Origin of the sequence: Prevotella sp. P3-92 (assembly GCF_002251205.1) — a bacterium.
Lineage (GTDB): Bacteria > Bacteroidota > Bacteroidia > Bacteroidales > Bacteroidaceae > Prevotella.
Genome location: NZ_NPJE01000023.1, coordinates 24,060 through 45,406 on the forward strand (window position 1 = coordinate 24,060; position 21,347 = coordinate 45,406).

Annotated in this window: 13 protein-coding genes; 7 read left to right on the top strand and 6 right to left on the bottom strand. The window is 41.2% G+C overall.

What is annotated here, in order from left to right:
- Positions 1-10 precede the first annotated feature (10 nt).
- Positions 11-5,395, top strand: a complete 5,385-nt coding sequence (locus tag CIK93_RS03765; protein ID WP_094446615.1) for a DUF4011 domain-containing protein — start codon at positions 11-13, stop codon at positions 5,393-5,395.
- Here CIK93_RS03765 and CIK93_RS03770 read toward each other — a convergent pair.
- From CIK93_RS03770 to CIK93_RS03795, 6 genes are all read right to left on the bottom strand, one after another.
- The gene (locus CIK93_RS03770; RefSeq protein WP_158215464.1) at positions 5,385-5,954 is read right to left on the bottom strand and encodes a M15 family metallopeptidase; all 570 of its coding nucleotides are present in this window, start codon (positions 5,952-5,954) and stop codon (positions 5,385-5,387) included. The genes CIK93_RS03765 and CIK93_RS03770 overlap by 11 nt on opposite strands.
- A gap of 86 nt (positions 5,955-6,040) precedes the next feature.
- Positions 6,041-6,298 (bottom strand): DUF3850 domain-containing protein, encoded by a 258-nt coding sequence (locus CIK93_RS14085; RefSeq protein WP_094446617.1) that lies wholly within the window; start codon positions 6,296-6,298, stop codon positions 6,041-6,043.
- Between the two features lie 46 nt (positions 6,299-6,344).
- On the bottom strand, positions 6,345-6,674 hold the full coding sequence (locus CIK93_RS03780) for an inorganic diphosphatase (RefSeq protein WP_094446618.1): 330 nt from the start codon (positions 6,672-6,674) through the stop codon (positions 6,345-6,347).
- Positions 6,675-6,685: 11 nt separating this feature from the next.
- Positions 6,686-7,396 (bottom strand): hypothetical protein, encoded by a 711-nt coding sequence (locus CIK93_RS03785; protein WP_094446619.1) that lies wholly within the window; start codon positions 7,394-7,396, stop codon positions 6,686-6,688.
- A gap of 34 nt (positions 7,397-7,430) precedes the next feature.
- Positions 7,431-8,399 (bottom strand): hypothetical protein, encoded by a 969-nt coding sequence (locus CIK93_RS03790; RefSeq protein WP_144007612.1) that lies wholly within the window; start codon positions 8,397-8,399, stop codon positions 7,431-7,433.
- A gap of 133 nt (positions 8,400-8,532) precedes the next feature.
- A complete protein-coding gene (locus tag CIK93_RS03795) occupies positions 8,533-9,468 on the bottom strand; it encodes a WYL domain-containing protein (RefSeq protein ID WP_158215465.1) in 936 nt (311 codons plus the stop codon).
- A 302-nt stretch (positions 9,469-9,770) separates the two neighbouring features.
- Here CIK93_RS03795 and CIK93_RS03800 point away from each other — a divergent pair, with 302 nt between their 5' ends.
- From CIK93_RS03800 to CIK93_RS03825, 6 genes are all read left to right on the top strand, one after another.
- Positions 9,771-11,348, top strand: coding sequence for an AAA family ATPase (locus CIK93_RS03800; RefSeq protein ID WP_144007613.1), 1,578 nt, complete (start codon positions 9,771-9,773; stop codon positions 11,346-11,348).
- A 123-nt stretch (positions 11,349-11,471) separates the two neighbouring features.
- Positions 11,472-12,581 (top strand): hypothetical protein, encoded by a 1,110-nt coding sequence (locus CIK93_RS03805; RefSeq protein WP_094446623.1) that lies wholly within the window; start codon positions 11,472-11,474, stop codon positions 12,579-12,581.
- A 6-nt stretch (positions 12,582-12,587) separates the two neighbouring features.
- Positions 12,588-13,907 carry an AAA family ATPase gene (locus CIK93_RS03810; RefSeq protein WP_094446624.1) on the top strand — a complete coding sequence of 440 codons (1,320 nt, stop codon included), beginning with the start codon at positions 12,588-12,590 and terminating at the stop codon, positions 13,905-13,907.
- A 57-nt stretch (positions 13,908-13,964) separates the two neighbouring features.
- The gene (locus tag CIK93_RS03815) at positions 13,965-15,035 is read left to right on the top strand and encodes a hypothetical protein (protein WP_144007614.1); all 1,071 of its coding nucleotides are present in this window, start codon (positions 13,965-13,967) and stop codon (positions 15,033-15,035) included.
- Positions 15,036-15,060: 25 nt separating this feature from the next.
- A complete protein-coding gene (locus tag CIK93_RS03820; protein WP_094446626.1) occupies positions 15,061-16,890 on the top strand; it encodes a hypothetical protein in 1,830 nt (609 codons plus the stop codon).
- 11 nt (positions 16,891-16,901) lie between these two features.
- Positions 16,902-21,344: an NACHT domain-containing NTPase gene (locus CIK93_RS03825; RefSeq protein ID WP_094446627.1), complete on the top strand. Its 4,443-nt coding sequence runs from the start codon at positions 16,902-16,904 to the stop codon at positions 21,342-21,344.
- Positions 21,345-21,347: the final 3 nt, after the last annotated feature.

Genomic DNA, 21,347 nt, shown 5'->3' on the forward strand with positions numbered 1-21,347 from the left:
ATTTGTGGATATGAACGGACAAGAGATTATTGAAATTGAGAAAGCTATTCTTATAATTGAGTATCTTCCTTCTCTGAATTACTCCATGCTGAACAATGGCGTGGAAACCTGTTCGAAATGCGTACTGGAAAATGTGGATCAACACGACTGGCATCAGGTTCAGATTAGTATTAGGGGTGAGCTCATTAAAGGACATGTGCAAAGACTTGAGTTCCTGCGTAAAGGACAATCCGTTCAGATTGGCCACTTTAAAATCCTGCCAGACATTAAGAAACTGAGTGAGATTACGGAGGCTATCAACACAACATTCACTGTTACCGTAGAAGAACAGAGTGGACAGCTGTTGCAGCAAGAGTTGCCCATTACCTTACTTGCATACGATGAATGGGCAGGAACGAATGTCATCCCAGAGCATATCGCCTCATTTGTTGTGCCAAACAATCCGCTTCTGTCAAGAATCAAGGTTTCCGCAGCGCAGTTCCTGGAGAAATGGACTGGGTCTTCTCAGTTAGACGAATATCAGACCCAAGACCGTAATCGCGTTCGTGCCCAAGTGGCTGCCATCTACGAAGCGTTACGTTCGGAAGGCATTGTCTATTCTGCGCCACCTGCCAGTTTTGAAACAAGTGGTCAGCGTATACGACTGGCAGACAAAGTGCTGACCGAGAAACTGGGCACCTGCATAGACACCAGCCTTCTGATAGCGTCCTGTCTTGAAGCCTGCGACATATACCCCATCATAGTCATGATGAAAGGTCATGTGCTGGTAGGGGCTTGGCTGACTCCAACGGTCTGCCCCCAAATGGTTTGCGATGACGTAAGCCTCTTACTCAAAGAAACTGCTGACGGCAATAATAATATCGTGCTGCTTGAATCGACCGCTATTACTTCCTCGGAGAACGTGGGATTTGAAGAAGCAGTCAAGACTGCCTTGGCAAAACTGAAAGACGAGAGCCAGTTCAACTACTTTGTCGATATTCATCGTTGCCGTCTTGGCAATATACGTCCCATACCACAGCGCATACAAAAGGATGGCGTCTGGACATTTGACAATGAGGGTGTGGAGCATCAGCATGCGACAGACCACATCAGTGAACTGAGCCATTATGATTTACGACTTGAAGACACAGGGAAACCGACTACCAAACAGATGATATGGGAGCGTAAGTTGTTGGACTTCTCTCTTCGTAACAATCTGCTCAACACCCGTCTCGGAAAGAGAGTGGTTCCATTTATCTCTTTTGAGATTGAGCATTTGGAAGACCATTTGCAAAACAACGAAGACTATGCGATTACACCTTCTCCTGGCAAGAAAATAGAGCCTAATAGCGAGGGCATGTACGATTCTCAGCATCAAGCTGAGGAATATCAGAATTTCGTTTCAGAGATGATCAAGAGCAATAAGATTGCTTCCTATCTGACAGAAACGGAACTTCAGAGCGCACTTACCTATGTTTACAGAACTGCCCGTACATCCTTGGAAGAAAACGGCGCCAACAGTCTGTTCCTTGCACTGGGAATGCTCCGATGGTTTGAGACTGCCAAAAGCGAACAGCCACGTTATGCGCCAATTCTCCTATTGCCAGTAGACATTATCAGAAGGAGCGGCAACAAATATGTCATCCGCAAACGCGACGAAGATATTATCCTGAATATCACACTTGTTGAGCTGTTGAAACAGAACTTCAAAATCAACCTTGATATTTTGAAGGATCTGCCAAAAGATGAGAGCGGTGTGGATGTGAAGAAAATCTTCACCTACTTCCGTCGCGCCATCATGGAACAGAAAAAATGGAACGTCCTTGAAGAATCCATGCTCGGACTGTTTTCATTCAATAAGTTCGTGATGTGGAATGACATCCATTCGAATGCCGATTTGATGGCTGAAAACACTATCATTGCCTCACTCATCGAGAATCGGGACAAGCAGGACGTTACAGAGGATTCAGTTGATGCCCGCATCATTGATAAGACAAACTCACCTATGGATTTCTCGATACCTCTTGATGTCGATTCCTCACAGATGGAAGCCATCGTAGAGTCAGGAAGGGGCAGGACGTTCATCCTGCATGGCCCTCCTGGAACAGGTAAGTCGCAGACCATTACCAATATGATTGCCAATGCGCTCTATCAGGGGAGAAGGGTGCTCTTCGTGGCAGAGAAGATGGCAGCCCTCTCTGTTGTCCAGTCACGATTGGAGAAGATAGGTCTTGCACCCTTCTGTCTGGAACTGCACTCCAACAAAGCCACCAAGAAACACTTCCTGGAGCAGATGGACAAGGTGCTGAATGTCACTAAGATCAAGGAACCAGCAGAATATGCTTCCAAGGCAGAAGAATTGTTTGCTGAGCGCAAAAGCCTGATTAGCTACATGGATGCCCTACATCAAAAAGGCAGCAATGGTTTGAGCCTATATGACTGTATCTCCGAATACCTGTCGATCCCGCAGGAAGAAGTACAAGATGGCTTGCCTCGCAGAGATGTCCTGACAGCCTCCTTTATCGCGAATTGCCGGGAACAGGTTGATTCCCTTGACACTATTCTGAATATTGTCGGTACGCCAGAGAGTCATCCGCTATTAGGATTGGAGCCTGTTAACAACAGACTTGAGACGACCGATGGCATCAAAAAGCTTCTGCAGGAGTTCAGTAAGACCTTTGCGGATTACACCCAGGCTCTGTCGGCATGCAGCACCGACATGATGCAGACAAATGTACGAGCCTGTAAGCGTGAATGGGAGGACATACAGGCCAAATGGTTCCTGCCGCGTTATTTTGCCAAGAAGAAGTTCTTGAAGACTTTCCAGATCTATGGCCGTGTCGATGCCTCGAACATCGACGAAGTCTTTACCCTTATCGGCGATTATCAGAACCGACAGGATGTCTATCAGAAGCACATCGGCTTGCAAGGTGCCAACGGGCGTCAGAACTTTGACCAAGATGTGCTGGTCCTCCATCATCAGCTGATGGAAATGACCGACCAGCTGCAGGCAAAGACAAACCAGGAAAACGCGATAGAAGATATCGCCGTTTCTTCGTCCAGATGGCTTGATGGCTATCAGCAGATGAAGGACTGGTATCTGTGGACGGACAAGAAGCGAGAGCTATGCCAGATGAATCTACAACAGGTCGTTGCATTACTTGAAAAGGGTGGAAAACCCCAGGAAGTCATACCTGCCTTCATCAAAGGCGTATACCGCTATCTTATCTCTGTAGCCATAGATGCCGACGAACAGCTGCGCTCATTCAACAGCAAACTTTTCAGCCAGCGCATAGAACAATACAAGCGAGACACCCAGCGTTTCCAGGAACTAAGCAAGGAAGAGCTCTATAGCAAATTAGCAGCACGAGTGCCGTCTTCTTCTGCGTCCTCGGCTGACGGTTCGGAGATCGGTATCCTGAAACGCAATATCGCCAACGGCGGACGAGGCAACTCCATCCGCACGATTATGGACAACATACCCGCTCTGCTGCCACGACTCTGCCCTTGTATGCTGATGAGTCCTATCAGTGTGGCCCAGTACATCGACCTGAAATCCGAGAAGTTCGACCTGGTCATCTTCGACGAGGCCTCTCAGATGCCTACCAGCGAGGCCGTGGGAGCCATTGCACGAGGCAAGGCGCTGATTGTGGTGGGCGACAGCAAACAGATGCCGCCAACCAGTTTCTTCTCTTCCACCCAGGTTGATGAAGAAGAAGCCGATATTGACGACATGGAGAGTATCCTTGACGACTGTAAGACGTTGTCGCTGCGTGAATACTACCTGAGCTGGCACTACCGCAGCAAGCATGAGAGTCTGATTGCATTCAGTAACTCCCAGTATTACGACAACCGCCTCTTCACCTTCCCCTCCGTCGACGATCAGATGGCCAAGGTCAAGTTAGTACCTGTAAATGGCGTCTATGACAAAGGACGTACACGCAGTAATCCGGAAGAGTCAAAGGCCATTGTCAAGGAGATTATCCGCAGACTCTCAGACCCAGAACGGTCGAAGTACAGCATCGGTGTCGTGTCCTTCAGTAAAGTACAAGGAGACCGTATTGAAGATGACCTGACAGAGGAACTTGACCGTCATCCTGAATTGAAGGACATCGCCTATAATAGTCCCGAACCCATCTTCGTGAAGAATCTTGAAAACGTACAGGGTGATGAACGTGACGTTATCTTGTTCTCTGTTGGCTATGGTGCCGACAAGAACGGAAAGGTGTCCATGAACTTCGGCCCGCTGAATAATGCTGGTGGTGAAAGACGACTCAACGTTGCCGTTTCACGCGCCCGTTATGAAATGATTGTATACTCAACGTTGAAGTCGAGTCAGATAGACCTCAAACGTTCACAAGCGAAAGGCGTGGAAGGGCTGAAAAGTTTCCTGGAGTTTGCTGAGACTGGCCGTCTGCCCATGATAGACAGTGCCTTGCAGGAAGCAGACCAGAACGTGATGGTAAGACAAATCTGCGACATGCTCACAGAACAAGGTTACATGGCCAAGCCCAATGTAGGCCGTTCGAATTTCAAGGTAGACATTGCCGTCTCGACCGCAGAGCATCCCGAAAAATACATATTAGGAATCCTTTGCGACGGCAAAACCTATTATGAGACGAAGACGACCCGTGACCGTGAGATCGTACAGCCCAATGTCCTGAGGATGCTGGGATGGCGTGTAATGCGCGTCTATTCTATTGACTGGTATGAGAACCGTGAGCGAAGCATCCAGCAGATACTCGACGAACTGAAAGGAAATGAGGCAGCCGATGTGAAGCCTGAGACGGAAAAAGACGACATCCCCCTCAAGGCGTTCTGTGCAGACCATATCAAGAAGACCGACATCCTCAAGGAACCGGAAAGGAATCAGGGACAGATACCGTATATCGAAGCAGAAGTCACCGTTCCTGCGATTGATAAGGCAGCCTATGATCCGACCGCTGCTTATAATACCAAAGTGACACGTCAGATACTGGCCAAAGAACAGCCCATCACCGAAGGCTATCTCTGTAAGCGAGTAGCCAGGCTTTTCGGTTTCGGGCATGCCGGTGCGAATATTCAGAAGGCGGTATCGATAGCAATGACTAAGTTCTACCGTGATCCGCTTTCGCTGGGGGGAGTCTCGAGTCTGTGGCTGGACGAGGATAGTTCGAAGAATTATAAAACCTATCGTTCACCATCACCAAGAAGCATAACGGAAATACCTGTATGTGAGGTTATGAATGCCGTCAACGAGGTGATACGTGAAGAGTTCTCGCTTCCCAAGGAAAAGATCCCGACTATTGCAGCCCGAAAGCTCGGATTCTCCAATGCCGGCGCAAAAATAGTCGAGACGATCAATGCTGTCCTCGATATCATGTTACAAAAAGGAGACATCAGAGAAGTGAATGGTATGCTGTCATTTAACACCTAACAATATCGTACAAAGCTGACTTCTTACTGCTGTAGGCAGCCCACATCTTATCCCCGTATGAGAAGTGCCACCACTCAGCGGGATAGTTTACAAAACCGGCTCGTTGCATAGCATCTACCAGAATACGTCTATTCCTACGTTGTTCATCGGTCAGAGCTATGCAACGAGTCTTCGTCTTTTGGTTGTGCTCTGAGTATTGAGTACCCATGTCTAATTCTCTTCCTTCTTTATCACAGAGGCCCATATCAACCGCTCCACCCGTTTGATGCCCACCTCCGACTCCTGCGATACCAATATTCAACAAACGAAGAATTTCCGTCTCGTCATAATCCGGGTATTTCTGCTTTAACTGCTCATTTAGTTCATTTCGCCTGTTTGCTTGAGTTTCGGGAGAACGATAAATCTGATATATGTGTAAACAACACCCCTTCTCCGAGACCACCTTTGCTGCCTTTAACAAACGCTCAATCATGCCTTTTCTCCCAAAATAAGCATTCCCGTCTGTTTTGACCCAACCCTCGCCTGCTAGCAGTTGTACCATTGGGTCATTGTTTTCCATGACGCTAATCCCATTAACATAGTCAGAGGGTAATATCTGTCGGATGCCCAATCTGACCAAGAAAATGTTATATAGAACCCTTATATTCATTCTGATTCCCAATTTCGGCTAATGGACATTATCACATATCCCTCTTTACAATAGTCTGGGGCATCTAATAGATAGGTTACCTCCACAGCCATCTCCCTACCAGTATAATTACCATTATACCACTCCCGTAAATGCAGTATGTCATGGACTTGATAATTTCTATCATTATACCTTACCTCAAAACTCTTTTCTCCAGAATCTATTGCATTATAGTATTCTGGTAGAATCTTTATGTAATGGTGTTGTCTGTTCATAACTTATATCTGAGATTGTTTCTTTTTGTTCTTTATCTTTAGTATTTCACATAGACATGATAACAACAGAGTCAAAGAATTGTTCTTGAAATCTAACTATTTCCTCTATTTCTTCTTTGGTGAAAGCCCTGTCCTCTGGGCAAACTACCCATTTCTCTTCAACATCATCATTTCTGTGAATGACGGCTATGACTTTTCCAGTGTACTCCTTGACAGGTACATCCACGCCGATTACGTAAGCATCCTGTTCCTCCCCGTCCTGTGCTATGATTCCTTTTACATACCCATAGTTAATGGGATAATACAGATTCTTATGCACAGGATGATAACTTCCTATAGGCCTATCAACAGTTACTGTCACTATCTTTCCTATCATATTACTCTACATTATTGTTTTTCAAATTCATCTGATATCAAATGGCCCATTTCCCCATTCCATTTATACCTTTTGTCGGAGGGAGGCGGCCAGTCATCATAACGATAATCATCCCAATCAAACCAGCCTCTATTTTTTAGATAGATTTGCCACTTTCTCCAATACTCAGACCCCTCAATGCTGGAATCATTGTTATAAGGGATATTGAGATAATTCAGATCTCGCAAACCATGCATATTATGCAAGACAGAAAAACCAAACAGATCCTGTTGCCATGTCCTAACCATTTTCTTATAATTCACAATGTGGGAGTTTGTCAGAAGTACCAGGTGAATGGCTGGCACCAAATCATACTGCTGTGATAGCGCCAAGAATCTGCGCATCTCACATGCTTGATCATATAGCTCCATCATAGGGCTGAATCTCCGATCTTTCCGATCCTTGCTGACTGTACCATCAGGAAGAACCTTTCTGAAATATTTAGCAGGGCTGTTTAGTGTGAGCCTGCCTACGCCTTTATCTGCATACTCTAAGGCCCCATCTTCCACTTTCCAACAGTCTATACACAGCAAGACTATTTCTGTTTTAGTTGCATAGAAACAGACTGTGTAGTTGTCTATTTCCCTACCAGAAAAGGTAGAAAACACCTCTTTGCTTTTAGCTATCTCGGACATGAAGTCCAGGACGGTGTCATTGGTCTGAATAAAAAACTTATCAATCATGCCAGATTGCCTTATGTTGTTCCTTCACTTATTTTTAGAAAGGGAGAATCTCCTCTTCAGGATCAATAGGTTGCGACCCCATAATAGAGTCAGATTGTGAACTCGTTGAAAAAGTATCAAAGACGGTTCTCCCCCCCTCAGAGTACTCCTTTACTGGTTTCAGGAAATCATCTGCAGAAGGATCTGACGGCATCTTGTATTTATCATCCAAAGCCATATAGGCATATTTTCGCAAGATATCCAGTTTTCTGCATTCATAGTCATAGTCCACAAAAGGATGTGCATGAAGCCTTTTGTATTCTTGGCTGTCCTTCATGGCTTTCTTAACCTTGTCGCTCCATTCTTCAAATGCCAAGACAGGTTTACTGCAATCAGCCTTTTCCAAATAGTATATAGCCAGTCTTATATCCTGCAAATTGACAGGAAAGAACCAACTTGTCGTATCAGAATCCCTTGACTTGCTTACTTCATAATCTTCGATACCTTTAACACAGTAGTTGTGAACTATTTTGTACAGAACGTCTAACCCCTCATTTTCATCAAATTCTCTGCCAGTATGATACAAAACTGCAAAATAATCTGTGAGCGATAGTTTTTCCTTTTCTATCACATAGTCCTTGTCTTTTGCCAGTCTAAGACATACAAAGTAATAATCGCGATCTTCTGTAAAGTCCTGCATGTTCTGCCTTACATAATCCAACGGGAGGTACCTGATGACTACCCACTTACATCTTTGCTCGTGATACAACTCCCATAGTTCCTTTATCTTGTTTCCCAATGAAGAGTCCCAATAGTCAAGCAGTTGCTTATACGCCCAATGCCTATCTTCCTTCCCTGCTTCCAGGAAAGCTGCCAATATAGTTTTCTGATCCTTCCAGTCAAGCGCCCAGAAGCGCCACTGTATCTCTTTCCTTGAGACAGTCACCTTTCCGCTCTTTTTGTCTACATAGTTTTTTATCAATGTAGCAACTGGCGTATTATGTCTACGAATATTCTTTATCATGTCTGAACCTAGAATCCTCATTTAATTGATTGCGGTTACAAAGATAGTTATTCCCTACAACATATCCACTCAGCGCGATAAAAATAACACGTGACAAGCAGACAATAGCTGTCTCGACAAGTATTTTGCTATTTCACTTATATAGTTCTGACAATTGGGAAATAACATCCTGCATACGCTGGCGGAATGGAGTATTGCCTAAGACATAAAGTCCTTTACCATAGCCAAGTAACCGAGCCTGTAGCTCTAAGTTGGGAATGACACAGATTGAAAACTCTCCAAATCCTTTCTCCTGGTCAAAAGGTATCGTTTCAGTTTGAGACGAATGAATGGGTTTAGTCCGCAACAGATGATGAACCTTGAAGTCCACAGTCCTTATGGTAATCTGTTCCAATTTCTCCTCATCGAATCTGGTCACGCCGACAATATCTTTGAAATAGTTAGCATAGAAATCCTTAGGAGTCTTTTTGAATGGGATATCCACATGGACCATAATGTCATTGGCCGAACCATTATATACGATCCTGTCCAAGGCAAAATTCACAACCTCCCATGTACCATCTTCTTGTTGAACATAGCCCAAAAGGAACCATCTGGAATTATATTCTTTCAATAGATGTGGATGAACAGTCTTCTTCATCAGATTTTGGAAGCCTTGAATATACTTAAACGAGATTACCCATTTCCCAAGATACTTAACGAGAACCTTTACCAGACTAAGATTTTGAAGTTCGGAAACACATTCCAGTTCTACAAGATGTTCCTGGGCAGACTTCCCATCAAAGAGCATCTGAAGACCTCCTGTAAGGAACAGGCGACGTTCGTCACCATCTTTTTTCAGGAGTTCATTCTTCTCTTCTTCACTTCTGAAATAGAACTCATAGCCTTCCTTATATCTGAATCCATCCCTAAAATCTCGACCGTTTTTGTACTCAACAGCATGATCATTTCTATTCAATTGTTTTTTCAGTCTGCCGTAGTCCTTATCGCCTTCCAACTTGCTGATTGGCTTTCCATAAAACTTCTCCATTATCGAACGAAGCGTAACAAACTGTTCCGTTGAAGCCATTTCATCACATATTTCATACAAACGATCCATATACAATCATATTTGAAATTAGGAAATCTGCTGCAAACTTACGAAAAAAAAACGAGATTAGCTACTTATGTCGTGACAAAACATGCAATAATGTCCCCAAAATATACAAATTATATCTTGTTTCTTCAAAAAATACATCATATCTTTGCATTTCAATCGCTTTAAATTTTTAGGTTATGTCGTTACGTTTAATACCGGATTTTAAGAAAGAAGGGAATAGCAACATCTTAAATCTAATTGGAAGTGTTGCCCGAAAACATGATGTTGATTGCATGAACATTACTGGTTTTTGCAAAACAACAGGTGAAACACCTGTATATGTGTTTGTTAGTGGAAATGAAGTGGTCATTCTGATGATAGACTGGCGGCCTGTACCTGAAGAAGAAATAGCTGATGAAGAGGAATACTTCGGGAATCCTCCAACCTATTTTAGCGGTAAAAACAAGCGAGACAGTCCTGTATGGAGGCTTTCTGAGTTTTCTAGGCTGTATCAGCGTGTAATGGCTGATGCGAATGTCAGATTGACTTATGTCTGGGGTGTGCTAATAACCAATTCAACCTTTATCAACTACGATGACATGACCTTTTTCTGGGACATGATGGGGGTATCTGTCTTTCATGGCTATGGAAAAGGATCCATACCATTTGTTCACTATTCATATAAATACCATTCCACGGCACTTGCTCAATACAAAGCCTTCAGACTTTGGTGTGAACGCCAAGGTGATCTACCAAGAGACCCTTATGCATTTGAAGGTATTGATGCTGACTATGATGAAATGGAGTTTGGACTTGACAAAGATGACAACGACATCGATATACAGTCATTTGTGGATGACGATGACTTTCTTAATGACTTAGACGAGTTCGCAGATGATGACGAGGATGAGGATATGGAAGACGACGAGGAAGATACAGATATTGATCTTCCCCATTTCCCTTCAGGGACAATGAGACTTGGTCAAAACAAAACTATAAATGTCGAGATACTCAAGCCACTTCCTTCCCCTCGTGAAGAACTCGAAAAGATGGTCGGCTGTCAGAATATAAAAACGCAAATAAGTGACCTGATAGAGCTAACCAAGTACAATAAGTGGATGGTCGATCATTATCCCAAATGGAAGCAGCATCACGTTTCCCTTCATGCTATCTTCTTGGGCCGACCTGGAACAGGCAAGACAACTGTATGTAAAATATATGGCGGGTTATTAAAAGAAGCTGGAGTTTTGAGTAAAGGCCATGTCGTGGTATGCAATCGCGCTACGTTCTTGGGGTCTAACTGGGGAGATGAGGAGAATGCTATTCGACAGGTCCTGAAAAAAGCAAGAGGCGGTGTGCTTATGATAGACGAGGCGTACTTGCTGAATTCCAATCATCCAAATGATCCAGGGAAACTAATCCTCCCTCAGTTCATGGACATCCTATCTAACGAAGAAAAACGAGATGTAGCCATTGTACTATGTGGCTACAAAGAACCTATGCAGAAGCTGTTGGATTTGAATCCTGGATTAGCCTCGCGCTTCCCAAATCATTTTGAATTTAAGGATTTTTCAATACAAGAACTTATGGAAATCACTTATCGCCGATTAAGCGAATACGGTTATCACTTCACAAAGGCTGGTCTAAAGAAATACAAAGCCGTCTTAGCAGAAGCATATAAAGTACGCAATCCTAACAATTGGGGGAATGCTCGATTTGTAGCAAATCTCCTAGAAAACATATACCTCTTTCATGCCAAGCGTTGTATGCGGAGCAAAAACAATGATGACACCAAGGCTTTCTTCAACATAACGCCAGCTGATATTCAACCTATTGAAGTCCCCTGTGAAAAGAAACGAATTGGCTTTTGAAATGCAAAAGAATATCAGATTATTGGAATCTTTTTCAATTCTTAATAAATTTAAAATATTATTAAGAAATCTTGGGCGTGTGAATGTTTTTTGCTAAATTTGTAACACAATAATTGAATTCCTATGAGAATAAAGACGTTCTTTACCTTAGCACTTCTATGCATGACCATAACATCATGTACAGATGAGGAAGTTACGCCCAACTTGGATTATATCCATTTAATATATTGTACCCCAACTGAATTTGGGAAATGCCTCCCTTTAGAGATTGAGAATGCCGTGAGTGGATGGCATGCCCGCTATATTGGAGCACCCACTAAAGAACTACTCACTTTGGAGCCGATTTATGAGGTTGATGAAGATGGGGACACCTGTGTTGTTTTTAACGAATATCTTGCTGATGGTAAATTGAATGGGAAATATATCCTTCATCGTAGTTCAATGTTTGTAAATGAATACGATGGAGTCTCATATATTAATTCTTCAGGGAAAGATACAACCGATTTCTATACCAACATCATTAAGGAAGGAACTGTATTCACTGCGAACCCTAATGTGTCTGAAGCTATTCGAAAGACAATGGAATACGAAGGTAATGATCCTCCTGGATGTGGCACAGAGCGACGCGACCTGAATATGTCTTATCTGATTCACTCCAACCCAGAAACCCTTCACATGCCAATCAAGGTCGAGGACTTATACATACGCGACTCCCCCGATGGGAAATTACGCCTTTATGCTTTTACAGGATATACAGGAGGAAATGGAGTTGGTTCAAACTATGATATAGGTATTTTGCAATATGAAATGGGAAATGATGATGTTGGCGTATTAGACGATTTCACCGTTCTATTATATAATTCACTAGTTGACTTCGGAGAAGCCAATTTCCCATATTGTGAAATCCAGAGTATACGTAATAGCAAACTCAACGGAATAACATATTATTTAATAGAAGCTTCGTTCAGCGATGCCAGACCAATGATGCTTGAAGGAAGTGATGAATATGTAAAGTCAGACGATACTGTTTTATATGCATTCACCATCAACAAGGGGAAATTAGTTCCTGCTCCAATCTTTGGAAATAAATGGCTTATAGAGGTAGTTGGATCGCAGGAAACAACGGAACTACACTATGGGTATAATGATGCGACAAAGACAGTAAGTGTACCCATCGTAGAAGGCGAGGGTCATATCTTCAAGGGCAAATACAGACAAATCAAAATACAATAAGACTTTATGAAACAAATATCTTTTTCGAATTTCAGAAGGTTTGAGGAATTCCCTCCCCTCTCATTCGGGGATATCACATTTCTTGTGGGAGGTAATAATTGTGGAAAGTCAACACTAGTCAAGGCACTTCTGCTCACTTTTGACAACTTGCGCCATATTCGTAACTCCTGGAAAGATCCCGCATCCCATGCGCCCAAATTTCGTTTTGATGCCAACCAGATACACGATCTCCATATAGGAACTTTTTGGAGAGCATTAAATCATCATGCAGCTGATAAGAAAGACAAAACCATTTCATTCAACTTAGTCGTAGAAAAAATCACTTTCGGCATTACTATTGAAGGAAATGAAAATGATAAAGATGACAGCTATGAGACTCTTTCCCCTATTATCCTTCTTTCTATCAAGGATGCTGAAGGGATTTCTGTTGCCTTTAATTATAAAAATTCTCAGGCAACAATATTTGCTAATGAGACAAACCTCACGATGGCAATGGAGAGGCCATCAGTATTGATGAATGAGAATGACATCATTAATCAAATTGTTGATTTCTCCGAAAAATGCAATGAATATAAAGACGAACTACAAGCTCTCGCGAAAAAGGTTGCAGTCACATTAAGAAACAATGTCATTGAATACATTTATACACATGCAGTAACACAAAAGATAGTCTTCTCATACGAGGACAAGAACGATTACATAGCAGCTGTCCTTCACGACTACTTTGAAGAACAAATTCAAGAAGAAGACAAAGAACGGCTGTTCGTTCTTGAATGGATGAGAAAGTTTGAGATTGGTTCAGATTTCAGCATTGACTGCAAGTCAGGAGCGGCTTATTATGTAAAAGTCAAGAATATGGCTGGCAGAGAAATGGAATTAGCAGATCTCGGCCTTGGTTATATACAAATCATGATCCTTCTTCTTAAATTGGCAACTTTTATCAGTCGTTATGAAGGGCCATCAACCCCCACGCCAACGATTGTTATCGAAGAACCAGAACAAAATCTACATCCCAAGTTGCAGAGTTTGCTGGCAGACCTCTTCGCAGACATCTACAACGACTATGGATTCCGTTTCATCATCGAAACTCACTCGGAGTACATCATCCGTTCTGTACAGAACATAGTGCTCCAGCAATCTTACCAAGACCAGGAAGAACTCGAGCAGAAGAATCCCTTCAAGGTATATTATTTCCCGACTACTCGTGCCCCCTACGATACGGGATTCCTCCCCAGCGGCAGATTCAAGAATAAGTTCGACACAGGCTTCTTCGATGAAGCTGGACGTCTCCACATGACCATCATCAAGCACGAAAGGAGGAAGTAGCCTATGCTCAGTATCTTTATTCCCCAAGAGACCTTGGAGGATATCGTCATCAACAATATGGCTTCAGACACAAAGCCTGAAGACCAGGATGTTTGGTTTAAGATCTTTACCAAGCAAAAGGTGATATTTGTGTCCTCATGGGAAAAGAAAAGGTACTATTTAAATGATCCGGAAGAAGACCCTCTTATACGCTTGTCAAATGCTTATGGAGTTAAAGTCTTGTATGCGACACAATTTATCGAAGACATTCCTCTAAATCACAGATTAGTCACCAATTATTGGAACGGCATCTATTTGTTAGACATTTCTCCTGAAGATGCAGCAGAAATACAGCGGGACTATGGAGTTATATGCCAGCCAACGAATCAAATGGATGCTTCTGTGTTGATGGATCCTGGTTTACGTTTCAGTTTTAAGGAAGGTCCTACCAAATATTATTGGGATAAAATCTTGGAGAATATCAGCTTCAAACATTATCCTTCAAATCGTCTGATATTAATAGACAGATATCTTTTTGCTGGGGAGGGATCTCTGGAGAATGTGTTAGACAACATCTTCGACATCATGGACAACATGCTCCCCATTCACAAAATAATAGGTGCATATAAAGTAACTCTGATTATAGCACGGCCTAAAGAAGGAGACAGCTATCCTTTGTCTACAATAGCCGAAAACGTATACAGGTTAGTACCCGACTTGGCCAGACCATACCCCATCAATATCGAGATTTTATATCTCACGAACAAGAGTTGTCTTTTCCCATTCACACACAATCGATGCATCATGACCAATTACACCATTACTCAGGTAGATCACATGCTGAATGCTTTTGAAAACATTAACGACGAAAATGGAAACACCATCAGAAAGAGCAGATGTTTACAGTCTATCGTGCCTCAAGGACTCTTTACCCCAATGGGACTCAACGACAAATGCGATTCTCCCCACGAAATACACCATTATTTGATGTCGGCCATATATAGTTATCTTTTTAAAGGCGAAAAGAAATCTAAATCTTCGACTCCGAAATGTATCTATGCTTATAATGGTAAAATTATGAATATTAGCAACAAATATGAGACGAAGCGTATATACGGTCGATGGCTGTTAACGGAAAAAGATATTTAACGATAAACATTTTCAATTGACGAATATGGAAAAAGGAATAGAGAAGTCATATACATTTTTCATGATGCCTTTTTACATCAAGGAGCACCAGGAAATCAAACCAGCTGAGAAATCCATCTGGCAAAGAGCACAGATGAACATTGACAAAGGCATCTTATACTCTCATATTCAGGAGTTTCTCTCAAGGTCAGTCATGGTAGACAAACAGACGGGTGCATTGCCTGCTGACGATATGCTCGCCACACATGACTATCATATTTATTCTTTGTCGGAATACTCCAAACAATTTACCGATATCATGGGGAGTGCTGATGAACATGCTATTTTCGTCAAGAAAACCGTTGATGGAGAGAAGGTGGAACAACATTTAACCTTTAGGTTCAACAACTTGAAAAATGATTATCCTCTGTTCTTTTCGCCTAAGCTCATCATCTGTCCTAACGCACAAGTCGGATTGTTAGTATTCTCGATAGAACTGTCAGGCAACAAGAGTGTCGAGAACCTAGTCAAACTGAACTATGAATTATTCAAGACCTATCAAAAAGAAAGTACTCAGTCGGTACATATTTATCTGCCTCGACAAATAAAACTGATTAAAGAAAATAACCAAATAGATTTAAAGCGAAAGCTCATCAGCAAAAAAATCAAGACTATCAGAATGCTTAGGCAGCGAATTGCCAAAGCTGATAATGACAATGCAAAAACAAATGCTGATGATAATATCGCCAGAATCAATGAAGAAATCAGCAAAGAGTATCTTGAATACAAAAAGGCTAACGAGCAATTTATCCTCACGTGTCAAAAGACATTGAAGGAAAAGCAAGACTTCTTGGACAAGATGGCTTCTGTTGACAAAGCCATGGGCGAGCCCATCCCGACGACAGGCTATCATATGAAAGACCTCTTAAACCATCATTGGATTATGCGTCAACTCACCGATAGTCTGATGGCTGAATTCGAAGGAAAATATGAAAGAGCTGACGATTACCGGCTACACGTTTTTACCTATATTCAGGCAACCTCCGAGGCCAGTTTGGCCCCGAGCTTGATGGATGATTTTTCTCGTATCATCCGCTGTCAAGATCAAGACTATCTGGCCCTTCCCACGTCTTTAGGAAATGACATTTATAAGCAACTGTTCGAGAACGTTTATATAGGATCGGCCGTTGAAGGTGGTGGTGTCCTCACTTTCCAGAAAGGGCCTGGCGATGACTTTATGATGAGTTTTGATAGAGGACCATTAGTTCATAGTTACCTATGGGTATATCTACTTGTCATCATGCAACGCCACACGCTACTGCAGATGAGTCGCAAACTGGCTGAGGAATACGGATATTCAGGTAAAGATTTGAATAGCAGATTAAAGAATTTGCGACAACTTATGGAAAAGATGAGTAAGACCAAAATAAATACCTATTTCCCTGATGTCTCAGACCATTCCCATCTTAATGCAATCTATCAGTTCTGTAGCAACAATCTTGCTGTTAACAAGTATTTTATAGATGTCGACAACAAACTTTCAACGCTTAAAGAGACCTTGGAGCAACTGCATGATGAACAGATGGAAGCATATAAAAAGACGGAAAGGGAAATGGACAAGGTTCAAAACAAAATTTTGAAATGGGTCGCTGTGTTTGCACTGGCTCTAACATGGTTCTCATGTCTCAATGACTCTTTCGACTATTTCTCAAATTTCCGCAGCATCAATGCCGAAAGAACCTCATCAATAATATATGCCGCTAAGGTTATAGGTATTGTTATAGCAACTATGGTAATAGCATGGAGAATTGTAGATGGAGTACAGAAAAAGTACACTAATCTAAACAAAGAAAAATTGAATAATAATCGTCATTAAATATTTTGTAAATGGAAGAGTTGACATTTAAGAATAATCTAAGCGAAGAATTGATTGATGATTTCAGTTCTATACATGATCGGTGCATTGGAGAAGATTGCAACGCTAATGCAAATCTTCGCATATATTACAACAAGGAAGGAAATTTTCACAAGGGATATTTCTATGAGATTGTTCCTGTAGCTGAAAAGAAATACCATCATTCTTTAGAAGCGGTACTTGTCTTGTCACACGTCTTATTTGACTATATTAATAACAAACCGAGATTTTTAACCAAAGGAATTGATTATGAAAAAAAAGTATTTAGATATAACTATAGCTCAGAGCCAGAAATAGGCAATCTGAGTGACTTTTTACTTAAGTTGGAGAAATTTTTATCAGAAATTATTTTCTTACTTCATCCTGTAGAATTTGAGGAAGCGAGTAAGAAACATAAGTTTGGATTGGATGATGTTATGAATTTCGAAAAAAAGTTTCCATCCAACCCAATGGGATTTATAGACAAAGACTTGTCCCCAATTTCAGAAATTGCATATACATTAAGGAAATATCGCAACGACCAACATCCCTTCGGCAATCCAGCTTTTTCTATTCCTTCGTGCTTGCGTGGCGGGGAAACATGCCGGGATATATTAAATAGCATTACAAGTTTCATCATATTAGTCATCTGGTATCGTTATGATGACATTTATGATGCTTTGGAGAAAAATGGCGCATTTACCCCAGAAGGAGTGGCAATTAAAGGTGCAGAAACGTTAGAAAGTTACATTGGAAAGCTTAAGAATGAACAATTCAATATCATCAATTACAAGATCTATAAGAGCAGTGACAAAAGTAGCCTGAAACAGATTATTGATGTAAATCTGAAATTCCATACTAATAGTAAAGAAGAAGGAAACGAAGATTCCGAAGAAAGTCTTGTTAATGCCAGCAAACTAATTGATGACCCTGATGAACATTTTACTCTCTTAGCAGGAGAATCTGGTGCTGGCAAGACGACCATGTTGGCATACATGATTGATAGGGTCATTGCTTCATGGGAGCAAGACAAGGAAAACATGCCATTACCCATCAAAATTGATTTCGAAAACAAACTCATTATAAAAGGAGAAAGCGGGGTTGACATCTACCAATACCATAGTCTATTCGATCACATCTTAGTAAATATTGCATTGGAGGAAAAAATCGAATTGACAAATGAAAAATTAAATCCCATTAGAATATATCTCAAGCAGTTGCTTGAAACGGGCAAGTGCATCTTATTTATTGAAGGCTTAAACGAGATTGTTCAGAGAGACAGCGAAGGAAACAATATTTCGTACGGATTAAGAAAACAAATTATCAATGACATCTTAGACTTCTCTGTGATTTACCCACAGGTAAGATACTTTGTGACGACCAGAATCAGCGGAATAGACACCAATGAACAAGGCACTATTGGACATTTCAAAAGATATAACCTGCAGCCATTAGATGATTTGCAGATTCAGACACAGATTAACAACTATAACAGGATTGTTAGTGAAGAACAAAACAACAACGAAAACAACAATGAGTATTTGTGGGATAAGATTAAGGACCACAAGATAGGAGAGCTGGCTCAAAATCCTATGCAATTAGTTCAGATAGTTGAATTGTTCAGGGATAAAGAGATTAAGGAGCAGGATTTTGATATTCCCATATCAAAACTATACCGAGCACTGATAGAAGAAAGACTTGTAAAAAAAGCCAATTACAAGGCTCCTAAAGATCAAGATTATAAAGGACTTATCCTATTGATCAACAATCTACTGAGAGTCATTGCCAAAGAAATGTTTGAGAAGCAATGCCGTTCAATAGACTATGAATCCATTGCTCTACGAGGAGATGATATTATCACAATTTCAACTATAACGACAATTGAAGAGCTTCTCAAAATTTCATCTAGTCTATATGTTCTTACACTTAAAAATGGCGAATACAGTTTTGAACATGATTCTTGGCAAGAATATTATCTGGCATACGACTTTGCACAGCAGATAAAAGGTTGTAAAGATAATGCCGAAGAACTGCGTACTACAATTCGAACAATAGGCAAAGTGCCACAGGATTTTCAAAAGCAAGAGATGATGAACATCCTAAGAGAGACTTTTGAAATCTTGGAGACAGAATGGTTTTATGGTTGTAGAGAGGATAGAGATAATAACATTAAAAAATGCCAAAAGAAAATAGATGAAATCGGACTGGTAGATGACGAAAATGACTATGACCCTGAGCTTATCAAGAAAACCAACGAGCGAAACGACCTACTTGAAAAAATTGAAAAATATAATAAGACCTATGCAGAAAAGACAAATAATGGGCGTAGAAGGATGAGCAAATTCTCCTTGGCGCTTTTATCGTTAGGTGAGGATAAGGAAGAAGAAACCATCTCTAAAGTTAATCCGATATTACCCGTATTGGCATACGCGACATCAACTATCAAGGATGAGTTATGGAATAATGACGTTAAAACTCCAGGTGATAATTACATCAACATCCAGCCGAAAGAAATGATCAGGCAGGTCGTATCATCTCTCTTGGTCACATTCAAAAATACCAACATTAATGGTTTTTCGGATACAGATCCGAATGTGGTGACAGCACAGGTAAATGATCATCTAAAACCCATTTTCACCTGTATCGCACTGATGAACGATGAAAAACTGCTGGATAGCATTTTCACGCCATACTGGCTGAGATTGTGGATAATAAAACCTTTAGACGAAAGAAAACTGTTTAAGAAAAACTGGAACAGGACAACTGCGCTGAATGTTTTAACGGGTATTATGATAGAGCATAGTACAAACCGTCTGCTTTTATATCAAAAATTATATGAGATATATAAGCGTATGGTTGTCATGAACCTGCTGGAGACTGCCGCACATTTAGAGCGCATTATGATGCGCATCCTCTTAAAGCTAAGAGATGAACAAATCATAAAGGTTATTGACTCATTAACATATCAGGAGGCAGATGAAATAGAACAAGTCATCAACCGCAAGCTCAGTGCAAATGCCATTCTAGTATTAAACAATGTTGATGTGATGAAAAACAAATTGAATGAAATCAACAGCAGAATGCAGAAAGACAACATCAACTTTGAATATCGGTTCAGGTCGGCCATTCATCTAAAAGCTGCCAGCAAGCTAATGACAAAATTCGATATACCTTACGTTCAGGACATCGTCATAGGAAAAGAGTGGTCAGAGAAAGGAAAAGAACAGCCAGAAGAAAAGATACTGATAGGATTATTAGAAGACTTACCTGTAGGAAGTGACATTCATTTGATGGTCCTTAATTCAGTACTCATGCGGCACGGCATGATAGGACCCGAAAAACAAGAAATATTGGAGAAATATCTTGTCTGCGATGATGGAAAGAACATCATGAGGCAACATCCTGAGTGTTTAGATTTGCTGCCATTAGAAAAAATACCACGTTACTATAAAGCAGCATACGATCAAGAGGTTCTGAAACTGAGCGAGCAGAAAGAAGGCCCATACCGAGTAACAAAGGTCTACTATCAGGAAATTACATCTAATAACAAAAAGATTGCAGTAATTCCCCTTCCATCAAAATCTGATGATGTCAGCTCACTCTTTGTCAGATTTGACGGCGAAGGAGAGTTCCATAAGGTTCAAAAGGTCGACATGAGTACAGAAGAACAAAGACAATATAGCAACAGACCTCTTCTTTCCATCGAAAAACAACCAGACAATGGTATCAGAGAAGGCTATATAGAATTCTTTGCAGATAAAGACGGTGTTTATACTAAGGCCATCGCTTTTGACAACTTGATTGACATCGTGCGTATAAACCATCCAGAGATGTACCATGCATCGATATGCCAAAAACTCGTTAAAAGTTGTGACAACAATCGAGATGTAAAAGACCTATACTACTTCTGCAAGAAAAAAAGCTGTTCTATTGAAATCGTCTACAAATATCTGAAAGGTGTAATCAAGGAGTGGGACATGTCCATTCCCAATGTGTGTGTTGTGCTTGAGACGTCAGCATCCCAGACAAATTTGTTCTCGCCATCTAGAAGCGGTATATTAAACAATTACGATCCTCAAAAATACCGAACAGGTTCGTTCTTCAGCAACTACCCCACTCCTTTGTCGGCTGGAATAAACAAAGGAGATTTCGTAGTCCACGAGAAAAACGGAAAGATATATCCCCTTGACAACAAGACCGTCAAAGAAAAGAGAGGTATGACTTTGGGATTCATTGAAGGCACTGTTAAGAAAAGAGACGACAAATTGGTTGTCATAGTCAAAGACAATCTTAAATATCCCTTCTACATGAGTAAGGACACTGATACCACGCTGCTTAGTGCTGATGACAAAGTGTCATTCTTCCCTTCTATTGATTATGAGAACAAAAAATTAATTTGTTCTGCCCTTTATATTGAAAAATTAACAAACGAATGAAAC